Genomic DNA, 14,724 nt, shown 5'->3' on the forward strand with positions numbered 1-14,724 from the left:
ATTTGGCAATCTCGCGGCGCTTCTCGGCACTTTTCTCGAAGGCGAGAGGTCGTTACTGGCGGCCTGACTGGCACGGCACGGCACGGCACGGCACGGCACGGCGGCCTGATGCTGTGCGCCCTGCGATACCTACGCGAGCGACCCGCAGTATGTCTTCGCCGCGCCGCTGCTGAGTGCCCTGGGCTTCTGGCTATGCCCGCGCCGTACTGCCAACAGAGCCAGGGCGCTGATCAACATTCAGCCCCAGCAGATATCGCCCGGAGGATCTAATTCACCCCAGGCCCATATCGCTGCCAAAGCCCAGCGGCTAGGATTAGCTTCAGGATCCTAACCGTGACGTACCGAGTCTTTCACGGCGCCCCATATCAACCTGAACCTACCCAGGCCGATGCTGATGCGCCCGCCCCACACAGCCATACACCCCATCCAACTTGTCGAGGGGCGGCCGCAGACTAGCCATAATCTGCATAGCTACCTTGGCCCAGCCCAGTGATCAGGAGTTTTCAATGACCAGAAAAGTAGCAGTGATTCTTTCCGGTTGCGGCGTTTACGACGGCGCCGAGATCCATGAAAGCGTGATCACCCTGCTGCGCCTCGACCAGCGCGGCGCCGAGGTGCAATGCTTTGCGCCGGACGTGCAACAATTGCATGTGGTCGATCATTACAGCGGCGATGAAATGGATGAGAAGCGCAATGTCCTGGTAGAGGCCGCACGCATCGCCCGCGGCAAGATCAAGGACGTGCGCGAACTGCATGTGGACGATTTCCACGCCCTGATCATGCCCGGAGGCTTTGGCGTGGCCAAGAATCTCTCCGACTTCGTCCTCAGCGGCGCCAACTGTACAGTGCAGCCCGACGTACTGAGCGCCGCCCAAGCCTTCGTCAAGGCCGGCAAACCGGTCGGCATGATGTGCATCGCCCCGGCCCTCGCGGCCAGGATCTTCGGCCGCGGCGTGGTCTGCACCATCGGCAACGACCAGGAAACCGCCGACGCCCTGACGCAGATGGGCGCAATCCATCAAGAGTGCGAGGTCAGCGAGATTGTCGAAGACCACGCCAACAAGCTGGTCACCACGCCGGCCTACATGCTCGCCCAATCGATCAGTGAAGCGGCCTCGGGTATTAACAAGCTGGTCGACCGGGTACTCGAGCTGACCCACTTCTAGGCCGAACCCGCCAATGCGCGCGGCACACCCGCCGCGCCTCTGGCCAAGCACGGCGACCTGCTGCAGCGTGGGTAACATCTCGCAAAGGCAGGCGCCATGACCACCCCAGCTCTCGAACTCAGCCCAGAACTGCAACAGGCGGTAAGCGGCTTTTTCCAACGCATTCCGTTCAATCAGATGCTGGGGATCCAGCTCGGCGAACTGAGTCCGCAGCGCGTGACCATGCACTTGCCGATGCAGGGTGCGCTGATTGGCAACTTTGTCCATGGCATCCTGCATGGCGGGGTAATTGCCTCGCTACTGGATGTCGCCGGTGGCGCCATGGCGCTGATCGGCGCCTTCGACAAGCACCAACACCTGTCCAACCAAGAGCGCATGATGCGACTGTCCAAGCTGGGCACCATCGACCTGCGCATCGACTACCTGCGCCCCGGTCGCGGCCAGCACTTCACAGCCAGCGCCATGCTGCTGCGTTCCGGCAACAAGGTCGCGGTGGTGCGCAGCGAACTGCACAGCGATGACGGCACCCTGATCGCGGTAGGTACCGGCACCTATCTGTGCGGCTGAATCAGATGCGCAAAAGCCGGGTCAGGATGCGGTCCAGGCTGTTGGCAAAGGCCTGTTTGTCGCGGTCGCCGTAGGGCCCCTGACCGCCGCCAATCTGCCCCTGCTCGCGCAGCTCGGTAAACAGGTTACGCACCGCCAGCTTGTCGCCCATATTGCTTTCGTCGAATTCGCGACCGCGCGGATCGAGAGCAGCAACGCCTTTTTTCACCAGGCGATCGGCCAGCGGCACATCGCTGCAGATGACCAACTCACCCGGCTGAGCATGCTCGACCAGGTAATCGTCGGCCGCATCAGGTCCACTGGGCACCACAATCAAGCGCACACAGGCATAGGCAGGTTTGGTCTGTGCCTGCCCAGCCACCAGCAACACCTCGAAACGCCGCTTCAGGGCGAACTTGACCACCTGATCCTTGGCCCCCTTCGGGCAGGCATCAGCATCTATCCACACGCGCATCGACTCACGAACTCCCTAGACTTGAAGGCATATCCGGCAGTTCAAGTGAACTGCCGCAGTGCAGCAGGCCTGCGCATCAGCCGGCACCAACCTGCCCACGCCGCTCGCCAAGCCAGCTGCGACCATAGAACACCACAATAGCGAGCAGCGCCAGGCCCCAGCCCAGGTGCACGCTACGCACCGCCTGCTGTTGTCCCGTGTTGCGCAGGAAGGCGAGGATCGCCGCCAACACCAGGATGACCTCCAGGCCTTCGCGCAGCAGGATCAGCAGGCTGGAGAAGAAACTCAGCGAATCCGAAAGGCCGTTCCCATCGAGCAAGGCGGCAGACTTGCCCAACTCGATCTTGGCGACCTCCAGGCGCTGTGCCGCCTGGGCTACCGAGAGACCATCCTGCAACGCTTGCCGGTACGCCATCAGCGCCTTTCGGTGGCTTTGCGCTGCAGCGGATCGAGGTTGTTCAAGGCGCTCTCGACCAGTTCGAAACCTTCCAGGTAGGCGCCGACTGACAGGTCGTAGGCCTGCTCCCGCTCGCTGCGGCGATAGGCCGCCAGACTCTGCTCCAGGCTCGTGCGGGTATGTTCGATCAGTTGTAGCGGGCCGCGCAGCGGCTGCGGTCGCCGGATAATCGGCGCCCAGGTAGCCCAACAGGTGCAGGGCTTGGGCTGCCTGCGCAGACGTGTCGGCCAAGGCATTCAGGCTGCAGAACGCCAGCAGGGGCAGGAGCAGCCAGCGGAGCAAACGAGAAGGAGAGTGCATATAGGAGCCAATCACAAATACGAATGAATGGCGTTTCAGTTGTTGCCGGCCCGACCCTTTACCTCAAGCCCCCAGCCTTGAATAATCCGTGACAATTCGTCGCAAACACCGGAGCAGCCCTGATGAGCCTATGGAATCGTCTGCAGGAACCCGCCGCTGCGCTAGTCTGCGGAGCCAGCCGAGGCATTGGCCTGGCCCTCACCGCGCAACTTCTGCAGCGAGAGGATGTAGCCTGTGTCTGGGCGATTGCCAGGCACGCCAGCGACTCGCCGGGGCTGGCGGCCCTCGTCGCAAGGCATGGCGAGCGCCTGCGGCGCCTCGACGTGGATGCCTGCGATGAGGCTGCCCTGAGCCGACTGGCTACGCAATTAAGTGACAACGTGCCACGCCTGCACCTGCTGCTATGCACCGCCGGGGTGCTGCAGAGCGGCGCAGCGAAAGCCGAAAAGGGCCTCGCCCAACTGGACTTGCAAGGCCTGCAGGCGACTTTCCAGGTCAACGCCTTCGCCCCGATCCTGCTGCTCAAGCACCTGCTGCCGCTACTACGCGGCCGCCACCCCTGCACGGTCGCGGCGCTGTCAGCGCGGGTCGGCTCGATTGGCGACAACCGCCTCGGCGGTTGGTACAGCTATCGCGCCAGCAAGGCCGCGCTGAACCAGCTCCTGCACACCGCCAGCATCGAGCTGAGCCGGCTGAACCCGAACAGTTGCGTGCTCAGCCTGCACCCCGGCACTACCGATACCGCGCTGTCGAAACCCTTCCAGGCCAATGTGCCAGCGGAGCAACTGTTCACCCCGCATTTCGCGGCCGAGCGCTTACTGGCCCAGGTGGCGCGTCATGGCCCGGAACAGACCGGCAGTTTCTGGGCCTGGGACGGCCAGCCGATTGCCTGGTGACGTATCCAGCGAAGCTCAGACCGGCGCGCGCCGCACCGTGGCCAGCAACGCGGCGGCGCCGACGAACAGAGCGCCGAAGGTGCGGTTCATGATGCGCTGCTGCCGCGGCGAACGCAGCGCCCGCAGCAGCCGCGACGCCAGGCCGGTGTAACCGGCCATGACGATCAGGTCGACACAGATCATGGTCACGCCCATCACCAGGTACTGCATCAGCAGCGGTGCCTGCGGGTTGAGGAACTGCGGCAGCACCGCGAGCATGAAGACAATGGCTTTGGGATTGCTGAAGTTGACCAGAAAGCCGCGCAGCACCAGGGTCAGCGGCCGGCCGATGGGGCGCTCGGCGGGTGCCGCCATGTCGCTGGGCAGCGCCTGCCACTGCCGATAACCGAGATACACCAGGTAGACCACGCCGAACCACTTGATCAGGCTGAAGGCCAGCTCCGAAGCCGCCAGAATCGCCCCGACGCCGGCGGCGACGATGGCGATCTGCAGGGCCAGGCCCAGTTGCAGGCCCAGGGCGTTCCAGTAACCGCGCAGAAAGCCGTACTGCAGCCCTGCGGACATCGAGGCAATCGCCCCGGCCCCCGGCGACAGACTGATGATCCAACAGGCGACGAAGAACGCGAGCCAGGTTTCCAGTGCCATGGCGATACCTCAAACAGGTCGATAAAAAAGGGGCAGGCCTTAGCCTACCCCTTGTCGTTGACTGCGCCCAGCCGGCTAACTCAGTCCGGCGAACCCTTGCGCAAGTGCACCGGCTCCATCTCTTCCTTGCGCGCCCGGGCGCGGGCGGTGCGCATACGGATATTGACGGCTTCCACCGCCAGCGAGAAGGCCATGGCGAAGTACACGTAACCCTTGGGCACATGCACGCCGAAGGCTTCGGCGATCAACACCGTGCCGACCACGATCAGGAACGACAGCGCGAGCATCTTCAGGCTCGGGTGCTTGTCGATGAAATCGCTGATGGTGCCCGCCGAAAGCATCATCACGATCACCGAGATGACGATGGCTGCGACCATCACCGGCACGTTGTCCACCAGACCGACCGCAGTGATCACCGAGTCCAGCGAGAAGACGATATCGATGATCGCGATCTGCACGATGATGCCCATGAAGCCGTAGGCCTTGCCGCCGGAAGCCTGCCCCTCCTCCTCGCCTTCCAGGCTGTGGTAGATCTCCGCGGTGCTCTTGAACAGCAGAAACAGACCGCCGAACAGCAGGATCAGGTCGCGCCCGGAAAACCCCTCACCGAAGACCTGGAACAGATCCGTGGTCAGACGCATCACCCAACTGATCGACAGCAGCAGCAGGATCCGCGTGCCCATGGCCAGGGCCAGGCCGAAGAAGCGTGCCTTGGGCTGCTGATGCTTGGGCAGGCGGCCGACCAGGATAGAGATAAAGATGATGTTGTCGATGCCGAGGACGATTTCCAGCGCCGTCAGGGTCAGAAAAGCGACCCAGAGTTCAGGGTTGGCGAGCCATTCCATAGAAACTTAAACCTCGAGATTGCGTGCGGAGGGAAGAGTGCCATTACGCCAGCGGCGTACAGCTTTCTGGAAGAACAGGCTGTTGGGAATCTGCACCCAAGTGCCCGGGGCATCGCCGCTGAGGTCTTCCAGGGTGGTATAGAACAGGTTGATGTCCAGGACCCTGCCACGGACCCCGGGCTTGTCGGCACTCTCGATCACCTCGACGCAGTCGCCAATGCGGAACGGTGTCAGGATGAAGATCAACAGGGCGCAGAACATATTGGACAACACGCTCCAGATGGCGAAGAACGCCACCGCCGCCACCGCAATAAATCCGGTGAGCGCCGTCCACAGCACCTCTGCGGAAACGCCCAAACGTTCCAGCACCAGCATGCAGGCACTGCCGGTGATCAGCCAGCGCAGGCCTCCGCGTAGTGGGTGCATGAACCCCGCTGGCAGCTGTGGGTAACGCGAGCCCATACGGCCAAGGCCTCGCGCCAGCAAAAGCTGCAGCAGCCACGCCAACAACACAATCAGCAGCACCTGGCCGGCACGCAGCAGCGGCTCGCGGTAGGTGCTCAACCATTCCCAGCTGAATACCTCGACACTCAACTGGCCGCCTCCAAGTCGGCCTGCAAGGCCTCAAGGGTTTCCAACGCGTCCATCCAGCGTTCTTCCAGGTCGGCTTCACGACCCTTGAGCTTGGCTTGCTCGGCCAGCGCGTCGCGCAACTGGTTCTTGCTGACCGCTTCGTAGATCGCACTGTCACCCAAGCGGGCTTCTACGGCAGCCAGGCTCTCATGCAGTAGGCCGAGTTCCTTTTCCAGCTTGTCGGCCTCACGCTTGAGCGGCGCCAGTTGCTGACGTAGCGCCGCAGCGGCCTGCCGCTGGGCGCGCTTGTCGGTTTTATCCAGGTTACTGTCAGCGTTGCCGACCGGCGCCTGGCGCACACGGTAATCCACCAACCAGCGTGCATAGTCCTCGAGATCACCGTCGAACGGCTGCACCCGGCCATCGGCAACCAGGAAAAATTCGTCGGTGGTGCTTTTCAGCAAGTGCCGGTCGTGGGAGACCACCACCACGGCGCCGGCGAATTCCTGCAGGGCCATGGTCAGCGCCAGGCGCATTTCCAGGTCGAGGTGGTTGGTCGGCTCATCGAGCAGCAGCAGGTTGGGCTTGCCCCAGGCAATCAGAGCCAGTGCCAGGCGCGCTTTTTCGCCCCCGGAAAAATTCAGCACGGGTTCATCGCAGCGCTGACCGCGGAAATCGAAACCGCCGAGAAAATCGCGTAGCGTCTGCTCGCGCTCGGTGGGCGCCAGACGCTGGAAATGCAGGAGCGGACTGGCCTTGTCGTCCAGGGCGTCGAGCTGGTGCTGGGCAAAATAGCCAACCACCAGGTTCTCGCCCAGCTGCAGGCGACCGCTGATGGGCTGCAACTCGCCCGCCAGGTTCTTGATCAGGGTCGATTTACCGGCGCCGTTGGGCCCGAGCAGACCGAGGCGCGCGCCGGGCGCCAACTGCAGCTTGACCTGCTCGAGCACCACCTTGTCGCCATAGCCGAGACGGCCTTCACTCAGGTCCAGCAGCGGGCTGGATATCTTGCTGGCCTCGCGAAAGGTGAAGTCGAACGGCGAGTCGACATGCGCGGCGGAGAGCTCCTCCATGCGTTCCAACGCTTTGATCCGGCTCTGCGCCTGGCGCGCTTTGGTCGCCTGGGCCTTGAAACGGGCAATGTACTTTTCCATGTGCGCGCGCTGCGCCTGCTGCTTCTCGAACGCCTGCTGCTGCTGAGCCAGGCGCTCGGCGCGGGCGCGCTCGAAGGCCGAGTACCCACCGCGGTAGAGGGTCAACTTGCGCTGTTCGACGTGTGCGATGTGATCGACCACCGCATCGAGAAAGTCGCGGTCATGGGAAATCAGCAGCAGGGTGCCGGGATAACTCTGCAACCAGCCTTCCAGCCAGAGGATTGCATCCAGATCCAGGTGATTGGTCGGCTCGTCGAGCAACAGCAGATCGGATGGGCACATCAGCGCCTGGGCCAGGTTCAGGCGCATGCGCCAGCCACCGGAGAAATCACCGACGCGGCGATCCATCTGTGCACTTTCGAAACCCAGGCCGGCGAGCAATTTACGCGCACGCGCATCGGCCGCATAACCATCGAGGTTATCCAGCTCGGTATGCAGGCGCGCAATCGCGACGCCATCGTGCGCTGCCTCGGCCACGGCCAGCTCGGCCTGGACCCGGCGCAGCTGTACATCGCCATCGAGCACATAATCCACCGCCTGGCGCTCGACCGCGTCGATCTCCTGACGCATGTGGGCGATGCGCCAGTCTGCAGGGATCAGGCAATCGCCCGCATCCGCGCTGAGCTCGCCGCGCAGCAAGGCGAACAGGCTGGATTTGCCGGCGCCATTGGCACCGATCAGGCCGGCTTTTTGGCCGGGATGCAGGGTCAGCTCGGCGTCTTCTAGCAGACGCTGCGGGCCACGCTGTAAAGTGAGGTTCTGGAGTCGTATCATAATGGCGGCGGAGTCTACCAGAATCGCCCGCTGCATACCCGGAAAGCACCATGCATCCTGACCTGTGGCGTTTCGCCGAAGCCCTCTATCGCCGCCCCGGCGTCGAGACCGCCTGCCTGCAATTGCAGGCTCAGGGTAACGATATCTGCCTGCTGCTCTGCGGCGCCTGGCTTGGCCGCCGCAATGTGGCCTGCAGCACCGAACGAGCCGACTGCCTGCGCGCCTTAGCCCAGCCCTGGCAGCGCGAGGTGATCAGCGCGCTCAGGCACGTCCGCCAGCAATGGCGCACAGCCGCTCAGCACGACAGCGCTCTGGCAGCACTGCGCGAACAGATTAAACAATTGGAACTGGCGGCCGAACGCGAACTGCTGCAACGCCTGGCGTCATGCTGCCATGACTGGCCAGGCGATACGGTCGAGGGCATGCAGGACTGGCTGCACACGCTGGCCCTTGTAACCACGACAGCCGACCGCGACGCACTGCATCTGCTGCACGCCGCAGCCCGACAAGTTTAGGACGCTGTCGGCGGGGGGCTGCCTGCAGGTACGGCGGCGGCCGCGACGGGCTGTGCCGGCGAGCTGACAACCGCAGGCTTAGCGGCGGCTGGCTTTTTCGCTGTGGGCTTGGCGGCAGCTTTAACCGCAGGTTTCGCCACTGGCTTACTCGCTACGCTGGTTGCTCCAGGCTTGGCGGCCGGCTTGGCCACAGGCTTGGCCGTGCTGGCGGCCCCCGGCTTCTTCGCTGCCGGCTTGGCCGGTGCCTTGGCGGCTGGCTTGGCGCCGGCAGGAGCAGCGGCTACTGGCTTCGCCGCGGACTTAAGCGGTGCCTTGCCGGCCGGCCGGGCAGCGGCGCCTGCGGGTTTGCTTGCCGCGGCCTTACTGGCAACCGGCTTGGCGGCAGCTTTGACTGCCGGCTTGGCCGCGGGCTTGCTAACCGCCTTGGCAGGCGCTTTGCTCGCCGCCGGCCTGGCAGTGGCCTTGGCTACCGGAGTCTTGGCAGCGACCGGCTTGACGACTACGGGCTTGGCTTCGTGACGACCCAGAGCCTTGCTGGCCGCCTCCTTGACCTTGCCTATGCCTTGGGCGAGCTTCAGGCTTTCCTGGGCGTCACGCTTGAGCTTGACGATATAGTTGCGGGTCTCGCTCTGCCGATCCTTGAGGGTATCGAGCAGATCTTCCAGCTCGGCCACCGCATCCTTGGCCTTGGCCTGCGCCTTGGACTTGCCCGCCACGGCAGCATCCTGCAACTTGACTCGCGCGTTATGCAGCTTTTCCTGGGCCTTGCCGCGTTGCTTTTCCAGCTTGCCGAGCAGCTTTTCAGCATCGATCAGCGCCCGTGAACACGCATCCTCAAGATGCTCGAGCAAGCTGCTGGAAAGTTGATGAAGCAGGTGCAGCGGGGTACTTACCGATTTCTTCTTGGTGTTCTTTTTGGCCGACATAGCGCGCCTCCGGGCGGATGTAGATGCAACTCATACTAGCAGCCTGCCGGAGAATAGTAATTGGCTCCCAGTTTGTAGCCAGGCGCCGAGGAACGCAGTCCAACCAAATCTTCCAGCGCGCGTTCACACGGCGCTAGCAGCGTAACTCCGGCCGATGATCTCGAAGAGGGAGAGCGACTACGCCAGGGAGTCCGAAAGTTCGAACGCGTCAGGCGACTGCCTGAGGGAATTGGCAGGCAGCTGGTTGCGACAGGACAAACACTCTAAAAACAGCCAGCGGGGCGGTGAAGGACACCCCCACCACCGCGAAGACCAGGCCAACCCTGCTCAAGAGTGCCAAGCTGACGCTTGGCGGTCGAGCAGGTGCTGCTCGACAGAGGGCAATTGAACCGCTACTGGCAGGCGGCTGAAACCGCCTGCTAGAGCACGGGGGCCGCGGCCGGGGCCACAACCTGCTGCTGATGCGCGTTATGCAATACTTCAATCAAGCAATCTTCCAGCTCGAAACGTTCGTGCAGCAACGCCCCCAAGCGCTGGAGCTCTTCGCCCAAGGGCACGCCATCGTGGCAATCACCATTGTCGCAACGGTCGTTGAACGTCAGCGCCACCTCGGTGATCACTTCGATACGTGGATAGATTTGCTTGGCCAGGTCGAGGCCACGCTGATCGCCAAAGGCCTTGGCTTCATTGGTCAGCTGTTCATAGACTTCGAAATGCCCCGCGGACACGTAATCGACCAGAATTTCGCAGAACCTCTGCAAGGCTTGCGCATTGGTAATTGGTGCTTGTGGGGAATTGCTGATGGCCGTGTAGGCACTCACCAATTCCTGGCGTTCCTGCAACCAGCGATCGATCAGCAGGTGAACACCGCCCCAACGTTCCTGAGCGTTCTGACAACTATCGAGCATGATGGCCTCACTTCCCTTATCGGTATTTCTGATATACGTCCGATCCGAGACGGTTTTTTGTCAATCGGCACATAGTCTTTGAATAGCAACCACAAAACGGCAGCTTTCCGGCGGTGCTTGCGAGCCAGATTATGCTCGCTAACCTGCGTCATCAAGGCGCTTGGTCGAGAAAATTTCATACGAGCGTTTAATCGGTGTCCCGCGCAGCGTCTGGCCTGCAGAAACTCAGCCAAACTTCACTAGACGCTTGCTTGCACTACAACATATGCAGACCCACTTGCCCAGCATGGGTTGAGTAATCAGCCCCATACCATGATCGACATCAAATGGATCGGCGCAATATCATCGGCCATCATCGGCCGCGATGCGTCCCTGCCGCCCCAGCCCCTGGGCACATTCGCCTATCAGCTGACGGCCGGCGCAGGCAGCGGCAGGCTGTTCAGGCGCTGATCGAGTAGCCCCAGCCCTTCCTGAAACAAACGATTGCTCTGCTCGGTCTCTCCCAACCTGGCCAGTAGACGCGCCAACTCTGCACAGGTTTCCGGGTGGCGCTGAAACACCAGGCTCGTCTCGAAATATTCTTTGGCCTTGCCCCACAGCTGACACTGCAAACACAGCCGACCCAATGTCAGCAACAGACCCGCATCACTCGGATGCTGCTTCAACCAGCCCTCGGCAGCTTGCAGCTGGCGCGCCGGATCGCGCCCTCGCAGCAAGCCATAGAGTCGTACCAGGCGACCGTCGTAGCTGCGCTTGAGTGCCGCATGCAGTAATTCTTCAGCTTCAGGTTCTGCGCCCAGCACACGCAAGCGCTCGGCATACACCGCCAGCAACTCCGGCTCCTGGCGGTGCGCTGATGACAGCTGCTGCCAGGCTTGCGCCAGCGCCGCCAAAGCATCCTGCCCGCCGACTTCGTCCATCCGACCGGCATCCGCCAGCCGACCACACCAGGCCTGCCGCTCCAGCTCGGCCAACTGGGCATCAGCGAGAACCTTGCCCTTGCGCAACTCTGGTAGCAAGCCGAGCAACGCCGACCAATCGCCGCGCTGCACATACAGCTGCTGCAGCTGACGCAGCACCAGTTGGTGGTGAGGGTGTCGCTCGTTCATCACCTGCAAGGTCTCCAGCGCCGCATCGACTTGACCACGCGCCACCTGCAATTCGGCATGGGTCAGGCCGATAGCCAGCTCGGCCTGCGGCTGACGCGTGAGCGCCTGCTCAAGCAACTGATCACTCTCTTCCAGCTGCCCCAGCTGGTGCGCGGCACGAGCGGCCCCCAGGTAATAGGCCAGGGGTTGCTCCTCGCCTTCGGCGGCTCGGCGCAAATGGCGCAAGGCCGGAGCCCAGCGACCTTCGGCCAGATCGAGAAAACCCTGCTCGCGGGCCAGGCGCACGCGGCGACGGCCATGCAGGCGCGACCAGGGATTGACCAGCCCACCCGAAGTGATCACCAGGCGCAGCAGCAGACGCAGCAGGTGGAGCGACAGCCAGACCACCGCGATCAACGCGAGGAAAGCCCACAAGCTCGACTCATAGCGAAAGCCCTGGTAGGCGAACAACACGTAGCCCTTGTGCTCGGCTACAGCCAGGGCGAGCAATGCCAGCCCCGCAGCGACCGCCAGCACGACGAGCAGTAGATAGACGCGCTTCATGGGCGAGTCTCCTCCACGTTCGGCAGCGCTTCAGCCGGCGCGTCACGCTCGAGTCGCTCGCGCGCCGACTGCTTGCGCTGGATATAGGCCTGCACCGCGCTGAGCGAACCACTCAGGTCCGGCGCAGCCACCTCGACCGGTTGCTCGAGCAACTCCGCAATGCGGGCACGCAAGGCACGACTGCTGGGATTCTCCAGATCGAAATGCGCATCCAGCACCTCGCGCGCCTGCACCAGCGACTGCCGATATACCGGGGTCTGCCCATGCAATGCAGCCCATTGCGCCTGTTCCAAGGCCAGACTAAGAGCCAGGCGCACCTGCGTCAGACTCTGCCCGGCGAGCAGCGGTCGAATATTCTGATCGGCATTGAAGTCAATGCGGAAATACTGCGACAGGGTCTCCAGCCACTGCGCCCACCAACTGCTGCCATCACCCTCGGCAGCCAGATCACTGAGCACCCCGCCGGAACTGACGAAGGTCGGGTTCAGCGCATGCAGCTGCGCCGCCTGCTCACGCAATGCCGCCAGCTGGAGGAACAACCCGGTGCGATCGGGATTGACGATTGCGCGCAATGCCTCAAGGCTCTTGGCCAGTTGCTCGCGCGCGGCGAAAGCGGCGGGGTCGTCCTGGCCGCGAAGAATCTCGTCGGCGCCCTGCACCAAGGCTTCGGCACTGTCGATATCCTGCAGGGCCGAAAGACGCAGACTGGCAAGGCGCAACAAGTGCTCGGCCTCGGCCAGACGCCAATCCTGGCGGCTGGCGCCGAGGACCGTCTCCAGGCGCTGATTGAGCAGCTGCTGATCACCTTGCAACTGCGCGACCAAGCGGCGGCGAGCCTCCAGCTCATCGACGCCGGGCAGTTGTTGCAGACGAGCATCCAGACCCTGAGTGCGCTGGGCCAAGACTTCGGCTTGACTGCGCACCTCCGCCAGCTGGCCGAGCTGCTGCTGGTCGCGCACCGCCAGACTGCGCAATTGCCACAGGCTCCAGCCACCCACCACCACGCCCGCCGCCCCCAGCATCAGCGCCAGCAAGACCAGGCTGTTAGCACGTGACGGCGGTTTTGCCGCCGGGGCTGGCGGTGTAACAGTGGGCGCCTCCGCTACCGGCGGCTCTTGATCTTTCGGGGTAGTCGCTTCGCTCACGTATCCATCCTTTGCATCAGAGATCGGGGGCAGGTTGCGCCTGCAACGCCGCCAGCAACGCCGCGGCATTTGCGCCGCGACAGTCCACAATTCGTTCGGCACCAGCAGCCCGCGCCTGCTCAGCCACACGCGGACTGGGCACAAACAAGGGTAGCCGAGCCAGCGACGGCCAGTGCTCGCCTGCCAGCTCACGCAAATGGCCAAAGCCTTGCCCACTGCTGACCACCAGGCCATTCAAGCGTTCCGCCTGCACCCGCTCGACAAGCGTCGCTGGCGGATACTGCGCTGACAATCGACGGTAGAGTGACAGATAGTCGACCTGCACGCCCTGGGTGCGCAAGCGCTCGGCCAGCAACTCCCGGCCACCCTCGCCGCGCAAAATAAGCACCCGCGGCGTGCCTGCCACAGCCAATGCCTGCTGCAACTGCGGCAGCGCCAGCAGAGCCTCGCTGTCATCGCCCTGTTCCGGGTAATGCACCGTCAGCCCATAATTATCGAGTATCTCGGCGGTGGCCGCGCCGACACTGAACCAGGGCTGTTCGGTCGGCGGTTGCGGCCGGTAACGGTCGAGCAACCCCAGACCAAGCCGCGCGGCCGGCTTGCTCACCGCGATCACCGCGCAGTAACGATCGAGTTCGAGGATGGTCGCGCGCTGCTCCGGCGTCTCGGCCAGGGCCTCGATCACCAGCAACGGCAGGCAGCAGCTGTAAACCCCCTGCTCGGCCAAGGTCGCGGCCAGGGCCGCGCACTCCTCGACCGGGCGGGTCAGCAGCAAGCGCCAATTGCTCACTCGGAATCGGCTCCAGCGTAGACGGCTTGCAGGATGTCCGCCGCGCCCTGCGCCAGCAGCGCCTCGGCAACTTGCACGCCGAGTTGCTCGGCCTGTGCCGCCGGCGCGCGGCTTGCCGCCCGCAGCAGCACGCCACCATCGGGCTGGCCAACCAGGCCGCGCAGCCACAACTGCTCGCCTTCGAGCACCGCATAGCAGGCGATAGGCACCTGGCAGCCACCATTGAGCCGCTTGTTCAGTGCCCGTTCGGCGGTGACGCGCAGAGCCGTGTCACGATGGTTCAACGCTGCCAGCAAGGCATGGATCTCGGTATCGGCGCTGCGGCATTCGATCCCGACCGCGCCCTGCCCGCCCGCCGGCAGGCTGTCTTCGACACTGATGGAGGAACGAATGCGTGCGGCAAAGCCCAGGCGAATCAGGCCGGCGGCCGCGAGAATGATGGCGTCGTACTCGCCCGCATCCAGCTTGGCCAGACGGGTATTGACGTTGCCGCGCAGAAACTGGATCTGCAGGTCGGGCCGGCGGGCCAACAACTGCGCCTGGCGACGCAAGCTGGAGGTACCGACCACACTGCCGGCTGGCAGGGCATCCAGGCTGTCAAAACTATTGGAGACGAAGGCGTCACGCGGATCCTCGCGCTCGCAGATGCAAAACAGGCCCAGGCCTTCGGGGAAGTCCATGGGCACATCCTTCATCGAATGCACGGCGATGTCAGCCTCATGCTCGAGCAGGGCGGTTTCCAGCTCCTTGACGAACAAGCCCTTGCCACCGATTTTCGCCAGCGGCGCATCGAGCAGCTTGTCGCCGCGGCTGACCATTGGCACCAGGCTGACTTGCAGACCCGGATGAGCCAGCTCCAGGCGAGCCTTGACATGTTCGGCCTGCCACAGGGCCAGGGCGCTTTTACGGGTGGCGATACGGATTTCGCGGGGCATGGGCAATTCCAGAAAACGGACT

At 63.5% G+C, this 14,724-nt stretch carries 15 protein-coding genes and 1 pseudogene; 4 read left to right on the forward strand and 12 right to left on the reverse strand.

Annotated elements, in window-relative coordinates; translation table 11 throughout:
* Positions 1-506: 506 nt before the first annotated feature.
* Positions 507-1,166: an isoprenoid biosynthesis glyoxalase ElbB gene (elbB, locus tag LJY18_RS04860; RefSeq protein WP_238040658.1), complete on the forward strand. Its 660-nt coding sequence runs from the start codon at positions 507-509 to the stop codon at positions 1,164-1,166.
* 96 nt (positions 1,167-1,262) lie between these two features.
* Positions 1,263-1,733, forward strand: coding sequence for a thioesterase family protein (locus tag LJY18_RS04865; protein WP_238040659.1), 471 nt, complete (start codon positions 1,263-1,265; stop codon positions 1,731-1,733).
* A gap of 1 nt (position 1,734) precedes the next feature.
* On the opposite strand, the gene LJY18_RS04870 is transcribed toward LJY18_RS04865, so the two are convergent.
* Both LJY18_RS04870 and LJY18_RS04875 read right to left on the reverse strand, forming a co-directional pair.
* Entirely contained in the window at positions 1,735-2,187 is a 453-nt protein-coding gene (locus LJY18_RS04870) for a YaiI/YqxD family protein (RefSeq protein ID WP_238040660.1), read from the reverse strand.
* Positions 2,188-2,326: 139 nt separating this feature from the next.
* Positions 2,327-2,802: pseudogene (locus tag LJY18_RS04875) on the reverse strand (FTR1 family protein); the annotation flags it as partial.
* A gap of 264 nt (positions 2,803-3,066) precedes the next feature.
* Here LJY18_RS04875 and LJY18_RS04880 point away from each other — a divergent pair.
* Positions 3,067-3,840 (forward strand): SDR family NAD(P)-dependent oxidoreductase, encoded by a 774-nt coding sequence (locus tag LJY18_RS04880; protein ID WP_238040661.1) that lies wholly within the window; start codon positions 3,067-3,069, stop codon positions 3,838-3,840.
* Between the two features lie 15 nt (positions 3,841-3,855).
* On the opposite strand, the gene rhtB is transcribed toward LJY18_RS04880, so the two are convergent.
* The 4 genes from rhtB to LJY18_RS04900 all read right to left on the reverse strand — a co-directional run bounded on the left by rhtB (position 3,856) and on the right by LJY18_RS04900 (position 7,831).
* Entirely contained in the window at positions 3,856-4,485 is a 630-nt protein-coding gene (rhtB, locus tag LJY18_RS04885) for a homoserine/homoserine lactone efflux protein (RefSeq protein WP_238040662.1), read from the reverse strand.
* A gap of 80 nt (positions 4,486-4,565) precedes the next feature.
* On the reverse strand, positions 4,566-5,330 hold the full coding sequence (locus LJY18_RS04890) for a TerC family protein (protein WP_238040663.1): 765 nt from the start codon (positions 5,328-5,330) through the stop codon (positions 4,566-4,568).
* Between the two features lie 6 nt (positions 5,331-5,336).
* Positions 5,337-5,924, reverse strand: a complete 588-nt coding sequence (locus LJY18_RS04895) for a mechanosensitive ion channel family protein (RefSeq protein ID WP_238040664.1) — start codon at positions 5,922-5,924, stop codon at positions 5,337-5,339.
* The gene (locus LJY18_RS04900) at positions 5,921-7,831 is read right to left on the reverse strand and encodes an ATP-binding cassette domain-containing protein (RefSeq protein WP_238040665.1); all 1,911 of its coding nucleotides are present in this window, start codon (positions 7,829-7,831) and stop codon (positions 5,921-5,923) included. The genes LJY18_RS04895 and LJY18_RS04900 overlap by 4 nt, the downstream gene beginning before the upstream one ends.
* Positions 7,832-7,881: 50 nt before the next feature.
* On the opposite strand from LJY18_RS04900, the gene LJY18_RS04905 reads away from it, so the two are divergent.
* A complete protein-coding gene (locus LJY18_RS04905; protein ID WP_238040666.1) occupies positions 7,882-8,346 on the forward strand; it encodes a TIGR02444 family protein in 465 nt (154 codons plus the stop codon).
* Here the strand turns inward: LJY18_RS04905 and LJY18_RS22480 are convergent.
* The 6 genes from LJY18_RS22480 to hemC all read right to left on the reverse strand — a co-directional run bounded on the left by LJY18_RS22480 (position 8,343) and on the right by hemC (position 14,702).
* Entirely contained in the window at positions 8,343-9,272 is a 930-nt protein-coding gene (locus LJY18_RS22480) for an AlgP family protein (protein WP_330872714.1), read from the reverse strand. The two genes, LJY18_RS04905 and LJY18_RS22480, sit on opposite strands and share 4 nt — an antisense overlap.
* A 419-nt stretch (positions 9,273-9,691) precedes the next feature.
* A complete protein-coding gene (gene rsd, locus LJY18_RS04920) occupies positions 9,692-10,180 on the reverse strand; it encodes a sigma D regulator (RefSeq protein ID WP_238040667.1) in 489 nt (162 codons plus the stop codon).
* Positions 10,181-10,584: 404 nt separating this feature from the next.
* Entirely contained in the window at positions 10,585-11,832 is a 1,248-nt protein-coding gene (locus LJY18_RS04925; RefSeq protein WP_238040668.1) for a heme biosynthesis HemY N-terminal domain-containing protein, read from the reverse strand.
* A complete protein-coding gene (locus LJY18_RS04930) occupies positions 11,829-12,977 on the reverse strand; it encodes a uroporphyrinogen-III C-methyltransferase (RefSeq protein ID WP_238040669.1) in 1,149 nt (382 codons plus the stop codon). The genes LJY18_RS04925 and LJY18_RS04930 overlap by 4 nt, the downstream gene beginning before the upstream one ends.
* A gap of 16 nt (positions 12,978-12,993) precedes the next feature.
* Positions 12,994-13,767 carry a uroporphyrinogen-III synthase gene (locus tag LJY18_RS04935; protein WP_238040670.1) on the reverse strand — a complete coding sequence of 258 codons (774 nt, stop codon included), beginning with the start codon at positions 13,765-13,767 and terminating at the stop codon, positions 12,994-12,996.
* Positions 13,764-14,702, reverse strand: a complete 939-nt coding sequence (hemC, locus tag LJY18_RS04940; RefSeq protein ID WP_238040671.1) for a hydroxymethylbilane synthase — start codon at positions 14,700-14,702, stop codon at positions 13,764-13,766. The genes LJY18_RS04935 and hemC overlap by 4 nt, the downstream gene beginning before the upstream one ends.
* Positions 14,703-14,724: the final 22 nt, after the last annotated feature.

The organism is Pseudomonas sp. MMS21 TM103, assembly GCF_022132145.1.
Taxonomy (GTDB): domain Bacteria; phylum Pseudomonadota; class Gammaproteobacteria; order Pseudomonadales; family Pseudomonadaceae; genus Aquipseudomonas.